Genomic DNA, 19,902 nt, shown 5'->3' with positions numbered 1-19,902 from the left:
CCGCGCGCGGGAAACCCGCCGCGCGGTCAGTGCAGGATCGCGACCCGGCAACTCTCGCTTCGGCCGAAGCCCGACAGCCGCGCGAGATACGTGCCGCTCGGCAGGGCGCGCCCGGCGTCGTCGAGGCCCGCCCACCAGACTTCCTTCCAGCCGGGTTCGACGTCGCGGTCGAGGAGCAGTCGCACGCGCCGGCCCGTCAGGTCGAAGACCTCGAGCCTGACCGGGCCCGCCCGGGGCGCCTGAAAGCGGATCGCGGTGCGGCCGTTCGCCGGGTTGGGCGCCGGCCCGGCGAGCAGGCGCGCGACCGGCACGAACGGGTCGGTCACCGAAGCGGTGGCCGGCAACGGCCAGCCGTCGTCGTCGAACTGCGCGAGCGGAAACGTCGAGGGCGTATCCGGCGACGAGGACGCCCACAGGCTGTCGATGCGCGCTCCGATCGCGAGCATCGTCGAGTCGGTCTCGATCCACGCCATCGTCTCGGAGATCCCCGCGGCCGAAGCGGGGGTGACGACCGGCACTCCCGCATGCCCCGGCGAAGCGGGCGCAGGAAGGTTGTAGACCGGACTGCCGCTGATCAGGCACTGCAGTCCCTTGATCGTGTGCCGCGGCGCGGCGCCGTCGTCGGTGTACGAGCCGTTGATCTGCCCGGAGGCGAGCTCGTAGTACGTGCCGATGCGCGTCGCCGGGAAAATGCGGTTGACGACGATCGAGCCCTGCGTGCTGCCCGGGCTGTCCTTGTTGAGCGCGTCGTGCGTCACCGAGCCGGCCGGCGGGGCGATGTCCACGTAGCCCGTCTGCACGCCGCTCACGCTCACGCCGCCCACCGTCGTGCTGCCGCTCCCGCCCGTCGTCTCGCCGTTCCACAGCGGGCAGCTGTAGAGATGGCCGCCGACGCGGATGAGGTCGCGGTTGAGCTCGATCCACGTCGAGTGCGCGTAGAAGTCCTGGATGGCGTGCAGCGCCTCGCCGAAGAACATGAGCGCGACCCCGACCTGACGGCGCTCGGCGTCGTTGGTGGGCAGCGGCCGGTCGAGTCCCGAGCGCGCGAGCGTCATCAGCGTCTGGACGTTGTCCATGGACTCGGTGATCTGGTTGTTGTCGTAGTGCGAGGCGCTGAACTGGATCACCTGCGCCGAATCGGGATCCGAGCAGAACCATTGCAGGTAGGACGGGCAGTAGCAGCCCGAGACGCACTGCGTGATGTCGGGCCAGCGCACGCCCTGCAGGATGAACTTGAGAGCCGCCGGGCTCACCCCCTGCCGCGCGAGCACCTCGCCGGTCATGTTCGAGTGGCGCAGGACCTCGAACGCCCGGGCGGGAGCGGCGGCGAGGACGAAGACGAGCACGGTCAGGGCGAACGTTCGGGCGCGGAGCATGGCGGGGGATCTCCGGGTGCGAAGGGTGCGGAGCGAATCGGCGCGGCTCAAGGCTAGCATGCGAACCGTGGGGTCTTCAGCACGTTTGGCCGCGCGTCCCTGCGCCGCCGGCGGCCGCGGGCGGGCCCGGCGGGGTCGCCCGGCGTCAGCCGCCGAGCTTCGCCTCGTCCACCCGCTCGTAGATCGAGCCGCGCGGCGACAACCTGCTCCTGACGAGCAGCACGCGGTCCACGGCGAAGGCCGCCTGGGGCGCCCTCGCGGCGGAGAGCTTCGCGGTCCAGTCGGCGGGCGCTCTCGTTCTCCCGACCGTCAGGTGCGGCGCGAACGGCCGGTCCGCCGGTCCGAAGCCGTGCCGCACGAGCGCGGTGTCGAGCGCGGACGCGACTTGGCACAGCGCCCCGCTCCCCTGCGCGAGCCCGAGCCACAGCACGCGCGCACGGCGCGGCGACGGAAACACTCCGAACGTGCCGAGCGTGGCGGCGAACGACCCGCGCACCGAAGCGGCCTCGCGCGCCGCCAGCAGTGCGCGATGCGCCCCGTCCGCCCGGAGGTCGCCGAGGAAGCGCAGCGTGTAGTGCAGGTTGTCACGCTTCACCCAGGAGACGCCGTCGCCGGGCGAGCGCAACGGCCCGCACGCCTCCGCGGCCGCCGCCTGCGCTTCGGGCGGCGGAAAGACGGCGAGGAAGTACCGCTGCGTGTCGCTCATTGCGTGACCTGCCCCGGGCAGAGGGCCTTCGGGCGGTATGCCCGGGCGTCGCGGGGACCCGCTGGCGCCCTTTCGAAGCCGTCGCTTCACCGCGGACTCCGGCGCCGCCGGCCACCACGACCGTCCCCGCGCGGTGGAGTCCGCCCGCGGGAGCTTGAACACGATAGACGAGCGTGACAGCCTGCGACGAGGATTCCGGGCCACGTCCTGGCGCCCGGATCGGGAGCGAACGCGACATGGACAGCGGGCACCACGAACACACCCACGCCCACGGAGAACCGCCCCGGACCTCCGCGCCCACCGCCGCGAGCGGTCACGACGCGCACGCGACGCACGACGCCCACGCGGCCCACGGCGAACACGCGGCCCACGGCGAACACGCGACGCACGACCCCCGCGCGGCGCACGGCGAACACGCGGGCCATGACCAGCACGCCGGCCACAGCGTGGAGATGTTCCGGAACAAGTTCTGGATCTCGCTCGCGCTGACGCTGCCGACGCTCGCCTGGGGGCACATGCTCGCGCGCCTCGCCGGCCGCGACATGCCGCTCCTGCCGGGCTGGCGGTGGGTCGCGCCGCTCTTCGGCACCGCGGTGTTCGTGTATGGCGGCCTGGTGTTCCTGCGGGGCGCCGCGCGCGAGATCCAGGCGCGCCTGCCCGGCATGATGACGCTCATCTCGCTCGCGATCTCCGTGGCGTTCGTCTTCAGCGTCGCGGTGACCTTCGGCTACCCGGGGATGCCGCTCTGGGAGGAACTCGCGAGCCTCATCACGATCATGCTGCTCGGCCACTGGATCGAGATGCGCTCGATCTTCCAGGCCCAGGGCGCGCTGAAGGAGCTCGCGAAGCTCCTGCCGGCCACCGCGCTGCGCGAGGTGGACGGCCGCATCGAGGAGGTGGCGATCCGCTCGCTCGCCGCCGGCGACGTGGTGGTCGTCCGCCCCGGCGCGAGCGTGCCCGCCGACGGTCGCGTGCGAAGCGGCCGGAGCTCCGTGAACGAAGCGATGATCACCGGCGAGTCCCGCGCGGTCGCGAGGACCGAGGGCGACCCGGTGATCGCCGGAACCGTCAACGGCGAGGGCTCGCTGCGCGTCGAGGTCACGCGCACCGGCGGCGACACGTCGCTCGCGCGCATCATGCGGCTGGTCGGGCAGGCGCAGCAGTCCCGTTCGCGCGCGCAGGCGCTCGCGGACCGTGCCGCCTTCGCCCTGACCCTCGTCGCGGTCGCCGCCGGCGTGCTCACGGCGATCGTCTGGACGATGCTCGCCGCCGACCCCGCGTTCACCGTGGAGCGGGTCGTCTCGGTGCTCGTCGTGGCCTGCCCGCACGCGCTCGGGCTGGCGATTCCGCTGGTGATCGCCATCTCGACGACGCTCGGCGCGCGCAACGGTCTGCTCGTGCGTGACCGCCGCGGCCTCGAGGAGGCCCGCAACCTGGGCGCGGTCGTCTTCGACAAGACCGGCACGCTGACGCTCGCCGAGCACCGCGTGATCCGCCTGCGCGCCGTGGACGGGCTCGACGAGTCGGAGGCGCTCCGCCTCGCCGCGGCGGTCGAGCGGGACTCGGAGCATCCGGTTGGGCGCGCGATCGTCGCCAGCGCCGCCGAGCGCGGACTCCACCTTCCGCCGGCCGAGAACTTCCGCGCGCTGCCCGGACAGGGCGTCGAAGCCCGAGTCGGGGGCCGCGCGCTGCGGGTGGGCGGACCGAACCTGCTTCGCGGGCTCGGCGCCGAACCGGCGGCGGCGTTGATGGAAACCGCGTCGGAAGCCGCGGCGCGCGGGCAATCGGCCGTCTTCCTCATCGAGGATCGCCGCGCGCTGGCGGTGTTCGCCGTGGCCGACGCCGTCCGCCCGGAATCCCGCGAGGCGATCCGGCGCCTGCACGACGCCGGGATCGAGGTGGTGATGCTGACGGGTGACGCGCAGGCCGTCGCGGACGCCGTCGCCGCGGATCTCGGAATCGACACGGTCTTCGCCGAGGTGCTACCGGAGGACAAGGCGAGGAAGATCCAGGAGCTCAAGGCGCGGGGCCGGCGCGTCGCGATGGTCGGCGACGGCGTGAACGACGCGCCAGCGCTCGTCACGGCCGACGTCGGCATCGCCATCGGCGCCGGCACGGACGTGGCCGTGGAAGCGGGCGACGTCGTCCTCGTGCGAAGCGATCCGCGTGACGTCCCGCGCATCATCGAGCTGTCGAAGGCGAGCTACCGCAAGATGGTGCAGAACCTCTGGTGGGCCGCGGGCTACAACATCGTCGCCCTCCCGCTCGCGGCCGGGGCCCTGTCGCACTGGGGCGTCCTGCTCCCTCCCGCCGCCGCGGCGGTGCTCATGTCGGCGAGCACCGTGATCGTCGCGATCAACGCCCAGTCCCTCAGGCGCGTGCGGCTCTGACGCGGGTCGCGCTATTCCAGCGCCGCGTCCACCGGCAGGCCGAGCAGGTTGCGGCGCAGCATCTCGAGCGCGGTCTGGGCGGAGCGCTCGCGCACGGTCGCGCGCGTGCCCACCATGCGGTGGAGCCGCACGGCGGCGCCGAGCGGTGAGGCCACGGCGATGAAGACGGTCCCGACGGGCTTGGTTTCGCTGCCGCCGTCGGGGCCGGCGACGCCCGTGATCCCGACGCCCACCTCGACGCCGGCGCGCCCGCGCGCGCCGGCCGCCATCTGCTCGGCGACCGCGGCGCTGACCGCGCCCTGCGCCTCGAGCGTCGCCCGGTCCACACCCAGCAGGTCGTACTTGGCCTCGTTCGAGTACGTCACGAACCCGCGCTCGAGGTAGCGCGACGAGCCGGCGACGTCGGTGAGGCGCTTGGCGAGCAGGCCGCCGGTGCACGACTCGGCGGTCGCGATCCGCCAGCCCTTCCCCACGAGCGCCGCGCCCACGACCTCCTCCATCGTCGTCGTTCCCTCCGCGTAGACGACGTTCGAGACGCGCGCGCGCAGCTCCTCGTAGGCGCGCAGGCGCGTCTCGCGCACGGCGGCGGCGTTCGAACCGGCGATCGTCACGCGCAGGTCCACGCCGAACCAACTCGGCAGGTACGCCAGCGTCGCGCCGGGCCAGCCGCCGGACAGATTGCCGATGTGCCCGTCGAGGACGCTCTCGGCGATGCCGAAGGTGCGAAGCGTGAACACCTCGACCGCGTGCCCCACGCGCTCGCGGAAGTACGGGACCACGAACTCGCGCGCGAGCGCTTCCATCTCCTGCGGCACGCCGGGCAGCAGCACGACCGGCTTGTCGTGGTGCAGGATCAGCACGCCGGGCGCGGCGCCCTCGGGGTTCCGCCACACCTCGGCGCCGCGGGGCACGAGCGCCATGGTCTCGATCGCGGCCGGCAGGCGGCGAGCCATTCGCTTCGCCCGGTCACGAATCCACCCGAGCGCCGCCTCGTCGAGCTGCAGCGGCCGCCCGAGCGTGGTCGCGACCGCTTTGCGCGTGAGGTCGTCAGGCGTCGGCCCGAGGCCGCCGGTCATGATCACGGCGTCCGCGCGGTCGAGCGCGTTCGTCAGGCCCTCGGCGATTCGCCCGCTCTCGTCGTCCACCGTCGAATGCCAGGCGACCTGGACGCTGATCTCCTCGAGCGCGCGGGCGAGGAAGGCGAAGTTGGTGTCGAGCGTGCGGCCCGAGAGGACTTCGTGGCCGATGGTGACGATTTCGATCTGCATGCGCGCATCCGTCCGGTGACGTGGGGCGAGGGCCGAGTCCGGAATCTGCCGGAGCGCGCCGCGCGGGGCAAGCCGGTGTGGATGCGGCACACGCGTCGCGGGCGGCGGCGGCCCCCCGCGGGCCTGGGTTCTGTCTGAGGACGCCCCGCGGCGCCGCGGTCCCGGGCCCGCCCTTCGGGTTGCCGCCGGCGCCCGCAACGGCACCGCGCGGCGTTCTCAGACGGAACCTAGCGTTTCCGGCGCAACTGCACGTGACGCGTGAACGTCACGCGCCCTGCGCCGTGGCGCCACTCCGCGGCAATCGGCAGCCCGTTCTCATCGAACGCTTCGGCGGTGTCGAACTTCGCCACGAGTTGGTAGGTCGCCGAGTCCACGACCGAATACGAGATCTGATCGCGCCAGCGCGGGTCGAGGAACGCTTCGCGCGCGTAGGGGTTGGCCGGCAGCGCGTCGAGCGAGGCCGGCAGCGCGTCGTGCGCGTCGGCGTAGACCTGGACCTGGTTGGCGAGCTCCACCAGCGCCTGCACACGGCGCGCGTCCATGCTCCGCACCCGCGCCTGCTGCGGCGAGCCCACCTGCACCAGGCCCGCGACGAGCACGGCCAGCGTGCCGATCGCGCCGATGTGGCCGAGGACTCCGGCGCGCACGGGCCCCGCCGCGCCGTCGGATTCGTCGCGCCGCAGGCCCATCTGGTAGTGGCCGAACACGAGCCCGGCGATCGCGAACACGACCAGGCTCTGCAGGCCGATCCGCGTCGTGAGCCCGCCCGAGAGCAGATTCCGGAGCAGGCCCGCGAAGTTGCCGATCAGGGTGAGGACCGCGATGAACAGCGTCAGGTAGGTGAGCCAGCGGCGCACGCCCGAGGAGCGTTTCTCGGGCTCGCGCACCAACGAGCGGCCGACGAGCCACGAAGTCCACAGATAGATCGGGAACGCGGTCAGGCAGGCGGCGATCGCGGCGCGCAGCAGTTCGAGCCCCTGGCCGAACGGGAACGGCGCGGCAGCGTCGGGCAGGTGAATCGCGATGATCGCGAACAGGATCGCCCCGGCCGAGTAGGCGAACGTGTAGAGCGTCGCGAACATGACGAGGTGCATGAACGCCTCGCGCGCCGACAGCGACAACCGGCGTCGCGGCACCGGCAGGCCGGCGGGCCCGTCGGCCCAGCGTTCGAGTTCGGCGGCCACCTCCTCGGTGCGCCAGCGGGCCGCGGAGAGCGTCGCGCGGATCTGCTCGCGCGGAATGCCGCGGGCCAGCGCCTCGCGGACGAACTGCTGCAAATCGGCGTTCATGGCGACCTCCCTGAGGATCCCGCCCGGTCCGGGTGCGGCGGGACGAGCACGGGCCCGAATGCCGGCCGTGGACGAACCCCGCCCCGCGGTTGCGGGCTGGCCGCGGCGTCCGCCGGGGCTTACTTGTTCGCGTGGCCCGGAACGCGCCGGCGGCGTGGCCGCTCGTGCGAAATCCGGAACACGGCGACGATCGGCAGGGTGAGAAACGCGAGCAGGATCAGGGCGACGAGCACGAGCAGGACTTCCATGTGCGGCCCTCCTCTATCCCAGCAGCGGATGCCCCAGGCCCGCCAGCGCGAGCCGTGCGACGTGAAACGCGACGCAGGCGACGATTCCGGCGATGACGTCGTCGGCCACGACGCCCCAGCCGCCCGGCAGGCTCTGCGCCTGGTGCGCGCCGAGCGGCTTCCAGATGTCGAACATGCGAAAGAGCGCGAAGGAAGCGACGAACGCCGGAATCGTGTGCGGCACGAGCAGCAGCGCGAGCGACTGGCCCACGGCCTCGTCCACGCAGATCGGATTCGCGTCGTGGCCCAGCACGTGCTCGGCCTCGCCCGCGGCCCACACGGCGATCAGCGTGCCGGCGGCGAGCAGCAGAAGGAAAAGCCAAAGCGGCGGCACGGGCAGGAGGAAGCCGATCGCGGCGACCACGGCGCTACCGTAGGTGGCGCGAGGTCCCGGCACGAGCCCCACCGGCCCCAGCATCGCCAGCCATTTCGCGAGCGTCCTCACGACGGTCGGGGCTTGCCGGGCGTCTGCCCCGGTGCGAGCGGCGGGCGCGGCGCGCCGGGCGGCGGCGCGGCCTGCATGGGAGCGCGCGCGGGCGGCGCTCCGCCCGGGCGAAGCGGCGCGGCCGTGGGCCGCGGCCGAGAGATGCGTACCGGAGCCGCGGCCGGCCGTGCCGCCAGGGGCTGCAGCGGCGTCGGCGCGTACTGCGGCCGCGGAGGGGTCGCGGACGCAGTTGGCGCGGCGGAGGGCGAAGGCCGTGCGGGCGCCGGTGCCGCGGCGGACCCGGGCGCAACCACCGTTCGCGACAAGGAAGGCGAAGGCGGGGCCGGCGCGGACGGCGCGGGTCGCGCGGACGGCGGGGCCGGCGCGGACGGCCGCGCGGGCGCCGGCGCGCTCGAGGCGAGCCGGGCGAGCACGGCCTTGCACGCCGCGCGCAGCGTCTCGCTCACGCCCTTCGCGTCGCTGGCCACCGCTTCGAACTCGGGCCAGCCGTGCGGGTTCAGCGCCGCCCGCAGCCGCTCGAGTGGAATGGGCAGCGCCGCATCGCGCTTGTTGTACTGGAATACCCACGGGACGCGCGCCAGCGCGGGGCCGGTGATGCCGAGGGTGCGCAGATGCTCGTGCAGGTCGGCGAGCGATTCGCGGTTCGCCTGCTCGCGCGCCGGGTGCGAGTCGGCCACGAACACCAGCCCGTCCACGCCCTGCAGCACGGCGCGGCGCGAGAGCTTGTAGTAGACCTGCCCGGGGACCGTGTAGAGGTGGAAGCGCGTCAGGAAGCCGTTCACCTGCCCGAGGTCAATCGGCAGGAAGTCGAAGAACAGCGTGCGCTCCTGGTCGGTCGCGATCGAGATCATCCGGCCGCGCCGCTCGGCCGGCAGCCGGTCGTGGAGGACCTTGAGGTTGGTGGTCTTCCCGCACAGGCCGCAGCCGTAGTAGACGATCTTGAAGTGGATCTCGCGCGTGCGGTGATTGATCAGCGCCACGCTCGCGCCTCCCCCGCCGGGGCGGGCGCGGACCGCGTCACGGGCCGGGGCATGCCTGCCTCACTCCCCGAAGAGCGCGTCCACCTCGCTCGAGGCCGCCATGGCGTACTCGGGCGCCCCGGCGAACCCCGGCGCCGGCGCGTCGCCGATGCCAACCTTCTCGAAAAGCCCGCGGAACACCTGATCGAGCGTCGCCACGGCCTTGCGTGCCCGGTGCCGCACCAGCCCGAGGGAGCTGCGGCGGTCGAAGACGGTGCACAGGATCACGCGGTCTGCGAGCAGGCACGAATGCACGGAACGCAGCGCGCCCTCGCTCACGACGGCGGCGACCCCGGTCTCTCCCAGCAACTGGGCGAGTTCGGCGTTGGCGGTGAAATCGGCGGCCACCAGGCTCGCGAAGGACATCGCGTCGAAGTCGTCCACGCGACCGGCCGAGGTGATCAGCTGTCCCGAGCGGTCAATGAGGTGGGCCGACAGCGCGTTGGTGCGCTCGAGCAGTTCGGCGAGAACCTGGTCAATCGTTCGAAAGTCGTTTTCGAACAGAGTCCACTGCGGCATGCAGCCCCCGCTGGTCCGCGTTCCATATCGGACCAGAAGTGATGGGAACTCTGTGGCACGTCCGTGTTCCGGCGCGGAGGTGTATCACGCGGGCCGGGGCGGGACAAGCACCTTCGGGTTCGAAACCCCGCCGGCGCGCCGCCCGGAAGCGGAGTCGCTCCGGCGCCGGGGCGGCCGTCGGCGCGGCGGTTCAATCGTGCTCGTCCTCGATCTCGCCGACGATCTCCTCGAGGATGTCCTCGAGCGTCACGATCCCGACGAAGCGGCCCTCGCCGTCGCGGACGATGGCCATCTGCCGCTTCTCGCGCCGGAACCGCGCGAGCAGCCGCGCCACCGGGATCTCGGGGGCGACGAACAGCGCCGGGTACATCGCGTCCATCAGGATCACCAGCCCGCGAAGGCTGAAGATGTGGAACAGGTCCTTGGTGTTGACGATGCCGACCACGTGGTCGCGCGTGCCTTCCCACACCGGCATGCGGGTGTGGCCGGTCTCGCGGCTGGTTTCGAGAATCTCGTCCTCGGTCGCCCCGAGCGAAACCGTGACGACCTTCTCGCGCGGCACCATCACGTCGCGCACGGTCTTGTCCGACAGCTCGAAGACGTTCCGGGCGTAGGCCGCCTCGTCCGGCTGGATCACGCCGGCCTCGCGGCCCTGCTCGATCAGCATGTCGATCTCGTCGGGCGAGTGCACGTCCTGGTCGGGCCGGACCGGCGGCAGCCGCAGCTGGCGCACCACCCAGTTGCCCGAGGAGTTCATGAAATGAATGAACGGGCGGAACAGCCGGCCGAACACCAGCAACGGACCGGCGATGACCAGCGCCACGTCCTCGGCGCGCTCGAGCGCGACGGCCTTGGGGGCCCGCTCGCCCAGCACGACGTGCAGGAAGGTGATGATCAGGAAGGCCAGCGCCACCGCCGCGCCGTGCGTCAGCGCGAAGCTCCAGCCGCCCGGAATCGCCTCGAAGATCGGGTGCACCAGGTGCGCCAGCGCCGGCTCGCCGATCCAGCCGAGCGCCAGGCTCGAGAACGTGATGCCGAGCTGCGTGGCGGCGATCGAGTCGTCGAGCTTCTCGATCGCGTCGCGCACCGACACGGCGCCGAAGCGCTTGTGCTCGACCAGCTCCTCGACGCGCGTCCAGCGCACGGTCACGAGCGCGAACTCGGACGCGACGAAGAACGCGTTGAGCGCGACGAACCCGAACACGAGCAGGATCTGCAGCGAGTCGAGCAGGTACGGCACGGCGCCGGCGCCCCTACTCCACCTCGCGCCGGCCTTCGAGAGCGCGCGCGAGGGTGACCAGGTCCGAGTACTCGAGGTCGGAGCCCATGGGCACGCCCCGGGCGATGCGCGTCACCCGGACGCCCAGCGGGGCGATGAGCTTCGAGAGGTAGAGCGCCGTCGCTTCGCCGTTCACGTTCGGGTTGGTGGCCAGGATGATCTCGCGCACCTCGCCGGAGCGCAGCCGCTCGAGCAGCTCGCGGATCCGCAGCCGGTCGGGGCTCGTGCCCTCGAGCGGCGAGAGCGCCCCGCCCAGCACGTGGTAGCGGCCGCGGAACGTGGCGGTGCGCTCCAGCGCCAGCACGTCGCCCGGCGATTCGACCACGCACAGCACGGAGCCGTCGCGCTGCGGATCGGTGCACAGCGCGCACGGATCGTTCTCGCTGAAGTTGCCGCACGTGCCGCAGAAGCCCACGCGCTCGCGCACCGCGCGGATCGCCTCGGCCAGCCGCAGCGCGTCCTCCTTCGGCACGCGCAGCAGGTGCAGCGCCAGCCGCATGGCGCTCTTCTGTCCGATGCTCGGGAGCTTGACCAGCTCCTCGATCAGCAGCTCGAGGTACTTGGAGCTGTACACGGGATCCGGGGGCCGCGCGCTAGAACGGCAGCTTGAAGCCGCCGGTGAGCTTCGCGTACGCCTCGGCCATCTTCTCGGCCGACGTCCGCTGCGCCTCGCCGATGGCGGTGATGACCAGGTCCTCGATCAGGGTGACGTCGCCGTCCTTGAGCGTCTCAGGGCTGATCTTGAGCTCCTTCAGGATCTGCTTGCCGTCCACGACCGCCCGCACGGTTCCGCCGCCCGCCGAGGCCTCGTAGCGCTCCTCGCCCAGCTTCTCCTGCAGCTCGCCCATCTGCTTCTGGACCTTCTGGGCCTGCTTCATCATGTCGCCGAAGCTCTTCATCATTCGGAGCGGTCTCCTCGCCCGCTGCGGTCGATCATCTCGCCGTCGAAGCGCGCGATCGCCCGGTCAATGTTCGGTTGCACGTCCGCCAGGGTGGTCCGGCGCGGCGCGGACCCCGCCGCGAGCGGCGCGCAGCGCAGCTGCAGCGGCTCGCCGAAGGCGTTCGCCAGCTCCTCGCAGACGATGGCGCGGTGCTCGGCGACGTCCACGACCGCGCGGTGCAGGTCGTCCATCGCCAGCACGAGCGAGCCACCGGCGAGTCCGACGAGCCGGCTCTCCTCGAGGAACGCGCCGAGCATCCGCTTGCGCCCGTTGACGGCGGTGAGCGTCAACTTCCAGCGCGACTCGGTGAGCGCGTCGAGCTCGATCGCGTCCTCGCCCGGGGCGGAAGTCGTCGCGATCGCCTCGGGCGCCGCGGGCGCGGAAGCCGGGCCGGCCGGCGGCGACCAACGTTCGCGCGCGGCTGCCGCGGGCGCCGACGGGCCGGCGGCGGACGCGCGGGGTTCCGCGTCGCTGCCGCGCGCGGGCGCGCGGCCCGCGGGCGGCGCGGCGCTCCGGGCCCCGGGCGGCGCAGCGGCGGGCGGGGCGGAAGCGCCGCGCGCCGCTTCGCCCGCACGCGCCGGCGGGCGCGTCGCCGGCGGCGTGACGCCGCGCGCCCCGGACGGGCCCGTTGCGGACGGGGTCTGCGGGCCGCTTCCCGCGCGCGCCGGCGCGGGACCCGCCTCCGGGGATCCGCCGAGGCGCTTCTCGAGCGCCTCGAGCCGCGCGAGCAGCGTCGCCAGCGACTCGGCCGGCTCGAGCGTCGCCATCTGCAGCACCGCCGCTTCGAGGTGAACGATCGGCTGCGGCGAATCGCGCATCGGCCACTGGCACTCGGCGGCGATGCGCAGCAGGCGCAGCAGGTCGGTCTCGCTCCAGTCCGCGCCCTGCGCGCGCAGGCGGTCCAGATCCTCCCGGCTCGCCGCCAGCAGGTCGCCGCCGTGCTCGCCGTCCACCTTCATCAGCAGCACGCCGCGGAAGTGATCGGCCAGCCCTTCGGCCAGATCGCGCGGGTCCATGCCCTTCTCGAACGCCCGGTGCAGCTCCTGCAGCGTCGCCCGCGGATCGCCCTTCGTGATCGCCTCGCCGAGGCGGAAGAAGCCTTCGTGGTCCGGGATGCCGAGCACCCGGCGCACGAGTTCCTCGGTGACTTCGGGCTCGCCGGCCGAAACCACCTGATCGAGCGCCCCCACCGAGTCGCGCATCGAGCCCTCGCCCTTGTGGGCGATGAGCAGCGCCGCGCCGTCGGTGAGCGAGAACTTCACGCCCTCGGGATCGGCCGCCTCGCGCCGCTGGATTTCGAGCAGCCGGTCGGCCACCTTGCGCAGCGCGACGCGGGCGAAGTCGAAACGCTGGGTGCGCGAGCGGATCGTGTCCGGCAGCTTCTGCGGATCGGTGGTCGCGAAGATGAACACCAGGTGCGCCGGCGGCTCCTCGAGCGTCTTGAGCAGCGCCGCGAAGGCGTCCTTCGAAAGCTGGTGCACCTCGTCAATGATGACGATGCGGAAGCGCCCGCGCGTCGGCGCGAAGCGCACCTTCTCGCGCAGGCTCTGCACGTCGTCAATGCCGCGGTTCGAGGCGCCGTCGATCTCGACCACGTCGAGCGAGACGCCCGAGGTGATCTCGACGCAGCTCGTGCAGGCGTTGCACGGGTCGGCGCCCGGGTGCACGCCGGCGGCGCGCTTCTCGCAGTTCAGCGCCTTGGCGAGGATGCGCGCCGACGTCGTCTTGCCCACGCCGCGCGCGCCGGTGAACAGGAACGCGTGCGCGACCCGGCCCGATTCGAGCGCCCGCGCGAGCACCGTGCTGACGTGGTCCTGGCCGATCAAGTCGGCGAAGACCTGCGGGCGGTACTTGAGGGTCAACGCGCGATGGGCCATGGGCGCAGTTTAGGGCCAGGGGGACAGCGGCACACCCGAAGGATTGCTTACCGCTGCTACCTTCCGGTCCTGACGGGGTTCACAAGGTCGGGTTGCGCTGAGCCTGGCCCACATGGGTAGTGGTGGAGATGATCGGATTCGAACCGACGACCCCCTCGTTGCGAACGAGGTGCTCTACCAACTGAGCTACATCCCCACCCAAATCTGTGCTTGGGAACGACTTCCGCCCCGCGAAAGGCAGGGGCGGCGCGTTGCGGCACGGCATTCTAGCGATTCGCGAGGCACGGTCAAGCCGTGCACTCCCGGCACCGGCCGAACAGGTAGAGCTCGTGGCCGTCGAGGTGGAATCCCTTCGGCGCGAACTGCTGGAAGCTGTCGCCGCAGCGGTCGAGCTCGAACACCCGCCGGCAGAGACTGCAGCGGAAGTGATGGTGGTGCGCCTTGCCGGCCGCCTCGTAGCGCGGCGGTTCGCCCGGCAGGTCCACCTGCGCCAGATGCCCGCCCTCGATCAACTGCTTGATGGCGCGGTACACGGTGGCGATGCCCAGACCCGGCACGAGCACGCGCGCCGCCTCGAAAATCTCGCCCGGGCCCACCGGCCGGCCCGCCTCTTCGATCACCTTGAGAATGGCCCTGCGCTGGGCCGTGCTTCGTTCCATCGCGTCGCACCCCCGAGCGATCGTCCCGGCGCGGCCCCACGCGGGGAAGCCGGGAGTGGAGGCGTGCAAGCCGCTCCAGCACCGGCGTTCGCTCCGTTCGCCGGTGCCCCCACGTCTGGAAATGGCGGAGAGAGAGGGATTCGAACCCTCGAGGCGGTATTAGCGCCTACACGATTTCCAATCGTGCTCCTTCAACCACTCGGACATCTCTCCGCATCGATGGCGCCCGGCTGGCCGCGCACGGCTCGCCGGGGACGGATTCGCCTGCGGACGCGAAACGGCCGCATGCGAACGCGGGCGCGGCGGGCATACACCCACGAGGAGGTGACGGGGACGCCCCCCTCGCGAGCACCCGAGGAACAGGTCGCTGCGCCGACTGGGCGGGGAAGGTAGCGGCTCGCGTGCGGTGGTTCAAGACGTCCGCGACCCTGCGGCGTCGCCGACGCGCTCAGGCGCGTGGGCGCCGCGCGAGGATCTGGACCGTCGAGGCGAGGCCGGTGTGGTAGACGCCCTCGATCACTTCGCGCGTCACCTCGCGCGCGATTTCCAACTCGAGCCCGGGAAACTCCGCGCGCAGGGTCTCGAGGCCCGGCCGGCGCTCGGGGCCTTCGGGTCCGCCGCTCCTGAACCGGCCCTGCTCCGGGCCGTACTGCTCAAAGACGAAGACGCCGCCCGCGACGAGGCCGCCCGCGACCCGCGCGTGCACCTGGCGGCGCAGCGCGTCCGGCAGATGGACGAAGATCGAGACGATGGCGCTGAACGCGAGCGGATCGATCGCGAACCCTGCCAGGTCGGCCGCGATCGTCGCGATCTTCACGCCGCGCTCGGCCGCGAGCGCTTCGGCGCGCGCCAGGCCGGTGCGCGACTGGTCCATCGCCGTGACCTCGTGCCCGCGCTGCGCGAGGAAGACCGCGTTGCGGCCCTGGCCCTCGCCCAGACACAGCGCGCGCCCGGGCGGGATGCGATCGGCGACCTCGCGAACGAAGTCATTGGGTTCGCTGCCGTAGGCATAGGCCGTCTCGGCGTAGCGCTCGTCCCAGAAGCCGAGCGGATGCGGCTGGCCCTTCGGGTTCACGTGCGACATGCGGCGCAGGTTAGCAGACGTCGGACGCGCGGGACCGGCCGGAACCGGTCCCGCTCCTACCGGCTCGCGACGGCCGCGCGCGCCGCGGCGGTGTCCTCGAGCTCGCGCCGGAAGCGGGCGGCGTCGGCGGCGCGGCCCAGCGCGGCGTAGTCCACCGCCAGATCCTTGCGGGCCGCGCGCAGGAATCCCGACTGCGGGTCGCTCTGCGGCAGGAGGATCTCGTAGCCGGCCCGCGAGGAGGCTTCGGCCTCGGCGTAGCGGTGCTGACGCATCAGCACGCGGCCGAGCTTGATCCGGCAGATGCCGACGTCGGTGTGCGTCGCTGGCAGGACGCCGTCGTACGCCGCGAGCGACTGGCGGAAGCAGTCCTCGGCGAGCCGGTCGCGATGCTGGCCCATGTAGACGCTGCCCAGGTTCGCGAGCGCGATGCCGACGCTCCCGTGGCGGGGGCCGTAGGCCGCGCGATAGAGCGTGACGACCTGCTTGAAGCTCGACTCCGCCTCGGCGTAGCGCTCGCGCGTGAGCGCGAGATCGGCGATCTCGTTGAGCGTCGTGGCCACGTACGGGCTGCGCGGACCAAAGACGCTCCGCCGGATCGCCAGCGCGCGCCGCAGCAGCGAATCCGCTTCGCCGGTACGCTGCATCGCGATCAGCGGCTGCGACAGCATCGTGAGCAGCGAGGCCATCTGAGGTCCGTCGTCGCCGTACCAGCCGCGCACGATGTCGAGCGCCCGCCGGTAGTAGCCCTCCGCCTGCTCGTGGCGGCCCCGTTCGTCCTCGATCGCGCCGAGGTTGATGAGGTTGTCGGCGACGCTCGGGTGCCGGTCTCCGAGCCGCGCGCGCGTGGCCGCGAGCACGATGCGATTGAGCGAGTCCGATTCGTCCAGCCGCCCGAGATAGTAGTAGGTGTTGGCGAGGTCGGTCAGCGTGCTGGCGCGCTCGCCGGCGTCGGCGCCCGGCGCCGAGTAGAGGCGCACCGACTCGAGCAGCAGCGGTTCGGCTTCCGCGTAGGAGCCGGCGTTCGAGAGCACGCGCCCGAGCGTGCCCGTGGCCTGCGCCAGCGCCCGGTTCGGAGCCGGCAGCCCGCGCGCCATTTCGAGCGCGCGCTGCGCGAGGCGCTTCGCGTCCGCCCACCGCGACTGTTCCGCGCGCAGAATCGCGAGCGCTTCGAGGGTGCGGATCACGCCCTCGTCGTCCCGCCTGGGAAGCCGCTCCGAGCTCGCGAGCGCGTGCGTGAGCAGCGTGTCGGCGCGGTCCAGCCGGCCGAGGCCCTGGTAGGCGCCCGCCAGCGTGCGCTCGAGCTCGGCGCGCACCCCCGGTTCGGCGGCGAGCTGGTCCGCTTCGCGCATGCCGTGATCGAGCAGCGTGACCACGCGCAGCGTGTCCGAGACGCCGGCCTCGGGGTCGTAGCCCTCGAACAGGCGGGTCATGAAGCCCTGGATGCGCTGCGTGCGCACCGTTTCCGCGCGCGCCGCGTCGCGCGCGTCCGCGAGCCGCAGCGTGTAGAACGTCACCACGGTGACGAGCACCGCGAGCGCGAGCGCCGTCGCGCCGACGGCCGCCGCGTGGCGGCGCACGAACTTGCCCGTGCGATATCCGAACGAGTCGCCCCGCGCCTCGAGCGCCTCGCCCGCCAGGAAGCGGTCCACCTCGCGCAGCAGCGCGTCCACGGTCGGGTAGCGCCGCGCCGGGTCCGGGTGCATGGCGGTCAGGCACAGCACGTCGAGATCGCTCCACGCCGAGCGGCTCGTGCCGCGCACCGGCGGCTGCTCGCCGGTCGCGAACGCCGACGGCCGCCGCGGCGACTGCCCGGTCAGGATCCCGGCCGCCTCCGACGGCGTTCGGCCCTCGAGATCGAAAGGCAGCCGCCCCGCGAGCAGCTCGTAGAGCACCACGCCCAGCGAGTAGACGTCCGTGTGCACGCCGAGCGCGACGCCGCGCACCTGCTCGGGCGCCGAGTAGGCCGGCGTCATCAGGCGCAGTCCCGTGCGTGTCCGCGCGGCCGGGTCGGACAACGCCTCGAGCGGCTTGGCGATGCCGAAGTCGAGCAGCTTCACGCGCCCATCGGGCGTGACGAAGATGTTCGACGGCTTGAGGTCGCGGTGCAGGATCGCGTGCGCGTGCGCGTGCTGGACGGCCTCGCACGCGTCGCGAAACAGCCGCAGGCGGTCCCGCAGCGAGAGCGCGTTCACCCGGCAGTGATCCGTGATCGGCAGCCCTTCCACCAGTTCCATCGCGAACCACGGCGTGCCGTCGTCGAGCGTGCCCGCGTCGTAGAGGTGCGCGATGGCGGGATGGTTCAATTGCGCGAGCGCGCGGCGTTCGAACGCGAATCGCTCGCGCCGCGCCGGAGAAAGCGTCGCGTCGCGCAGCACCTTGACCGCCACGTCGCTCTCGAGGTCCGCGCGGTGAGCGCGGTAGACGACGCCCATGCCGCCTTCGCCGAGCACGCCCACCACCCGATAGGGCCCGAACGCGCGCGGCAGCGCGGAGCCGGCTTCGCCGGCGAGCACGCGCCCGGCCGCCGCCGCGAGGCCACCGCCCAGCAGGTCGCCGCCCGACTCGTCGGCCGCCAGCATCGCGCGCACGCGGGCGAGCAGCGCCGTGTCGCTCCCGCACGCCCCGCGAAGGAAGAGGTCCCGCTCGCCGGCCGGCCGCTCGAGTGCCGCGTGGAAGAGCGCCTGGACGCGCTCCCACGCCTCGGCGCCCGGCCCGCCCGTCATGCCGGGCTGCCGCCGGCGCCCAGCTCGACCGCGAGCCAGGCGCGGGCCGCGCGCCAGTCGCGCTCGACCGTGGTCTCGGACACCTGCAGCAGTTCGGCCGTCTCGCGGACGTCGAGCCCGCCGAAGAAGCGGCTCTCGACCATCGTGGCCTGCCGCGGGTTCAGCTTCGCCAGCGAATCCAGCGCCCGGTCCAGCGCCAGCACCTCGTCGGGCACGCAGTCGTGCCCGTGGAGCGACTCGTCGAACGTCGCCAGCGCCGCGCCGCCGCCGCGCTTGGCCGCCTTGCGCGCCCGCGCCGCCTCGATCAGGACCCGGCGCATCGCGCGCGCCGCGATGCGCTTGAAGTGCAGCTCCGAGGTGACCGGGATGTCCGGGTCACGTGCCATGCGCAGCCAGGCCTCGTGCACCAGCGCGGTCGGATTGAGCGTCGCGCTCGGATCGCCCCGCCGGACCGCCGAGGCCAGGCGCCGCAGCTCTTCGTACGCCTGGCTGAAAAGCGCGTCCAGGTCCTCGCGCGAGTGCGGCATCGAGCCTCCAGGTGGTCGCTCACCCGCCTCGGGACAGGGGTTCGAGCCCCTCCTCGGCGGGATCTCGGGACGGATCCGGGCGGATTCCTGCGCATTGCGCAACGGGGGGGTGAGTCCACCGGCCGTCCGGCCGCTCCATCAGCGGCGTTCAAGACCAAGAAGGCTAACACCCGGGATGTCGGAAATGAACACCCGAAGCCGGCGGGATGGGCCTCGAACCCGGGCTGGCCGGCCCCGGACAGGCTCCTTCCCGGGTCCCGGCCTCCCCTTTCCGGCCGCTCGCGACGCCGTGGCCTCGGCCCGGCCCAGGGAGCGGTGTGCCGCAGGCTCGATCGGGCGCGGTTCGGGGGACCGCTCCGATAAAACGAACGGACCCGCGAGAGCGGGTCCGTTCGGCGAGCTCGCAGCGCCCGTGGCGCCGCCGGCTGGCGGAGAGGGAGGGATTCGAACCCTCGAAGGGCTTGCGCCCTTAACGGTTTTCGAGCCCTGCCCAAATTTCCGCCTAACCTGTTGACTCCTCAGTGTCTTCGTAGTTCCGGGGTACCCCGAGGGGAACCCCTTCGGTTTCAAGACGCTCAGCCTCACGCTGGATCATGTCCGTCGAGATACTGGCGTAGCGCTGCGTCGTGACGATCGACGCATGCCCGAGAATCTGCTGCAGCGCGGCCAGCGATCCTCCGCGTTCCAGCCACCGGCACGCGAACGTGTGCCGCAGTTGGTGGACGTGGAAGCCCTCGACGCCGGCGGCACGCACGTAGTCGCTGATGCTCTGCGCGTGTTTGAACGCCACGAGCCGGCCCACCCGACCGCGGATCTCCAGCTGCAGGCTTCTCGGGACTGGCACCCGCCGGACCTTGCCGCTCTTGGTCTGATGGATGACCAGCAGCCCGTGCTGCAGGTCCGAAGACTGGAGTCGGTGGAGCTCGCCCCAACGCAGACCCGTCCCGGCACCGAGCCGGCAGAAGAAGCCCCACGGGTCCGGCAGACTGCAGGCCAACTGCAGCTGCTCCTCCGACAACCGATCGGGTGGCCGCTCCTGGATCCGCGGCAGGAACTTCCGCGGGACCGGGGACTGGTCCAGCAGTCCCGAGTCCACGCACCAGCGGAACAAGCACCGGCAGTCGGCTAGCACGTGCCGCACGGACTGTCGCGACAAGTGCCCCCGCTCCAACCGGAGCCGGTAGCGTCGGAGATCGTCGCCCGTGATCCGAACGACGAGCAGGTGCCCGATGGCCGGGACCAGGTAGTCACGCACGCGCTGAGCCGCCAGCGGCCGATCTTCCGGCCGACGAGCGGTAGCCACGTACGCCTCGAGCCAATCTTCGGCTGCTCTCTTGACCGTGAGGTCCGGTCGCCGAACCGTCTCGCGGTCTCTGTATCGACGAAGTCTGCGGCACGCCTCCTCGTAGTCCATGCCGAGGGATCGCCAGAACGTTCGCCCGCCGACTTTGCGGCGGAAGTACCAGCCCGGCTTCCCCGGCTTCCTGACCAAGTTCCTCGGTCTCGGTGGCAC

At 72.4% G+C, this 19,902-nt stretch carries 16 protein-coding genes, 3 tRNA genes, 1 other RNA gene and 1 pseudogene; 1 reads left to right on the top strand and 20 read right to left on the bottom strand.

Annotated elements, in window-relative coordinates; translation table 11 throughout:
- Nucleotides 1-26 precede the first annotated feature (26 nt).
- The gene (locus IT347_01945; protein ID MCC6348334.1) at nucleotides 27-1,376 is read right to left on the bottom strand and encodes a T9SS type A sorting domain-containing protein; all 1,350 of its coding nucleotides are present in this window, start codon (nucleotides 1,374-1,376) and stop codon (nucleotides 27-29) included.
- Nucleotides 1,377-1,521: 145 nt separating this feature from the next.
- Nucleotides 1,522-2,082 (bottom strand): RNA 2',3'-cyclic phosphodiesterase, encoded by a 561-nt coding sequence (thpR, locus tag IT347_01940; protein MCC6348333.1) that lies wholly within the window; start codon nucleotides 2,080-2,082, stop codon nucleotides 1,522-1,524.
- A gap of 236 nt (nucleotides 2,083-2,318) precedes the next feature.
- On the opposite strand from thpR, the gene IT347_01935 reads away from it, so the two are divergent.
- Nucleotides 2,319-4,472 (top strand): heavy metal translocating P-type ATPase, encoded by a 2,154-nt coding sequence (locus IT347_01935; protein ID MCC6348332.1) that lies wholly within the window; start codon nucleotides 2,319-2,321, stop codon nucleotides 4,470-4,472.
- 11 nt (nucleotides 4,473-4,483) lie between these two features.
- Here the strand turns inward: IT347_01935 and IT347_01930 are convergent, their stop codons facing one another.
- The 18 genes and pseudogenes from IT347_01930 to IT347_01845 form a co-directional block, all read right to left on the bottom strand.
- Entirely contained in the window at nucleotides 4,484-5,740 is a 1,257-nt protein-coding gene (locus IT347_01930) for a competence/damage-inducible protein A (GenBank protein ID MCC6348331.1), read from the bottom strand.
- 227 nt (nucleotides 5,741-5,967) lie between these two features.
- Nucleotides 5,968-7,029, bottom strand: a complete 1,062-nt coding sequence (locus tag IT347_01925) for a hypothetical protein (GenBank protein ID MCC6348330.1) — start codon at nucleotides 7,027-7,029, stop codon at nucleotides 5,968-5,970.
- A gap of 261 nt (nucleotides 7,030-7,290) precedes the next feature.
- Nucleotides 7,291-7,761 (bottom strand): phosphatidylglycerophosphatase A, encoded by a 471-nt coding sequence (locus IT347_01920; GenBank protein MCC6348329.1) that lies wholly within the window; start codon nucleotides 7,759-7,761, stop codon nucleotides 7,291-7,293.
- Between the two features lie 389 nt (nucleotides 7,762-8,150).
- A pseudogene (locus tag IT347_01915) lies at nucleotides 8,151-8,741 on the bottom strand (GTPase domain-containing protein).
- 60 nt (nucleotides 8,742-8,801) lie between these two features.
- Entirely contained in the window at nucleotides 8,802-9,299 is a 498-nt protein-coding gene (locus IT347_01910) for a roadblock/LC7 domain-containing protein (protein MCC6348328.1), read from the bottom strand.
- A 190-nt stretch (nucleotides 9,300-9,489) separates the two neighbouring features.
- Nucleotides 9,490-10,539: an HlyC/CorC family transporter gene (locus IT347_01905; protein ID MCC6348327.1), complete on the bottom strand. Its 1,050-nt coding sequence runs from the start codon at nucleotides 10,537-10,539 to the stop codon at nucleotides 9,490-9,492.
- A gap of 13 nt (nucleotides 10,540-10,552) precedes the next feature.
- Nucleotides 10,553-11,152: a recombination protein RecR gene (gene recR, locus IT347_01900; GenBank protein MCC6348326.1), complete on the bottom strand. Its 600-nt coding sequence runs from the start codon at nucleotides 11,150-11,152 to the stop codon at nucleotides 10,553-10,555.
- Nucleotides 11,153-11,171: 19 nt separating this feature from the next.
- Entirely contained in the window at nucleotides 11,172-11,480 is a 309-nt protein-coding gene (locus tag IT347_01895; protein ID MCC6348325.1) for a YbaB/EbfC family nucleoid-associated protein, read from the bottom strand.
- On the bottom strand, nucleotides 11,477-13,396 hold the full coding sequence (dnaX, locus tag IT347_01890; GenBank protein ID MCC6348324.1) for a DNA polymerase III subunit gamma/tau: 1,920 nt from the start codon (nucleotides 13,394-13,396) through the stop codon (nucleotides 11,477-11,479). The genes IT347_01895 and dnaX overlap by 4 nt, the downstream gene beginning before the upstream one ends.
- A gap of 10 nt (nucleotides 13,397-13,406) precedes the next feature.
- Nucleotides 13,407-13,505: signal recognition particle sRNA small type (ffs, locus tag IT347_01885), an RNA gene on the bottom strand.
- A gap of 11 nt (nucleotides 13,506-13,516) precedes the next feature.
- Nucleotides 13,517-13,592 (bottom strand) — tRNA-Ala (locus tag IT347_01880).
- 91 nt (nucleotides 13,593-13,683) lie between these two features.
- Nucleotides 13,684-14,055 (bottom strand): transcriptional repressor, encoded by a 372-nt coding sequence (locus IT347_01875; GenBank protein ID MCC6348323.1) that lies wholly within the window; start codon nucleotides 14,053-14,055, stop codon nucleotides 13,684-13,686.
- A gap of 122 nt (nucleotides 14,056-14,177) precedes the next feature.
- Nucleotides 14,178-14,268 (bottom strand) — tRNA-Ser (locus IT347_01870).
- A 235-nt stretch (nucleotides 14,269-14,503) separates the two neighbouring features.
- Complete coding sequence (locus tag IT347_01865) at nucleotides 14,504-15,139, bottom strand: methyltransferase domain-containing protein (GenBank protein MCC6348322.1); 636 nt, start codon at nucleotides 15,137-15,139, stop codon at nucleotides 14,504-14,506.
- Between the two features lie 56 nt (nucleotides 15,140-15,195).
- On the bottom strand, nucleotides 15,196-17,862 hold the full coding sequence (locus IT347_01860) for a serine/threonine protein kinase (protein ID MCC6348321.1): 2,667 nt from the start codon (nucleotides 17,860-17,862) through the stop codon (nucleotides 15,196-15,198).
- Nucleotides 17,859-18,389: a sigma-70 family RNA polymerase sigma factor gene (locus IT347_01855; GenBank protein ID MCC6348320.1), complete on the bottom strand. Its 531-nt coding sequence runs from the start codon at nucleotides 18,387-18,389 to the stop codon at nucleotides 17,859-17,861. Before IT347_01855 ends, IT347_01860 begins: the two co-directional genes overlap by 4 nt.
- Before the next feature lie 426 nt (nucleotides 18,390-18,815).
- Nucleotides 18,816-18,907, bottom strand: a tRNA-Ser gene (locus tag IT347_01850).
- Nucleotides 18,892-19,881, bottom strand: coding sequence for a site-specific integrase (locus IT347_01845; GenBank protein MCC6348319.1), 990 nt, complete (start codon nucleotides 19,879-19,881; stop codon nucleotides 18,892-18,894). Before IT347_01845 ends, IT347_01850 begins: the two co-directional genes overlap by 16 nt.
- Nucleotides 19,882-19,902 lie beyond the last annotated feature (21 nt).

It is taken from the genome of Candidatus Eisenbacteria bacterium, assembly GCA_020847735.1.
Classification (GTDB): domain Bacteria; phylum Eisenbacteria; class RBG-16-71-46; order RBG-16-71-46; family RBG-16-71-46; genus CAIXRL01.
The sequence above is the reverse complement of the archived record's forward strand: the minus strand, read 5'-3'. Positions and strand labels throughout refer to the sequence as shown.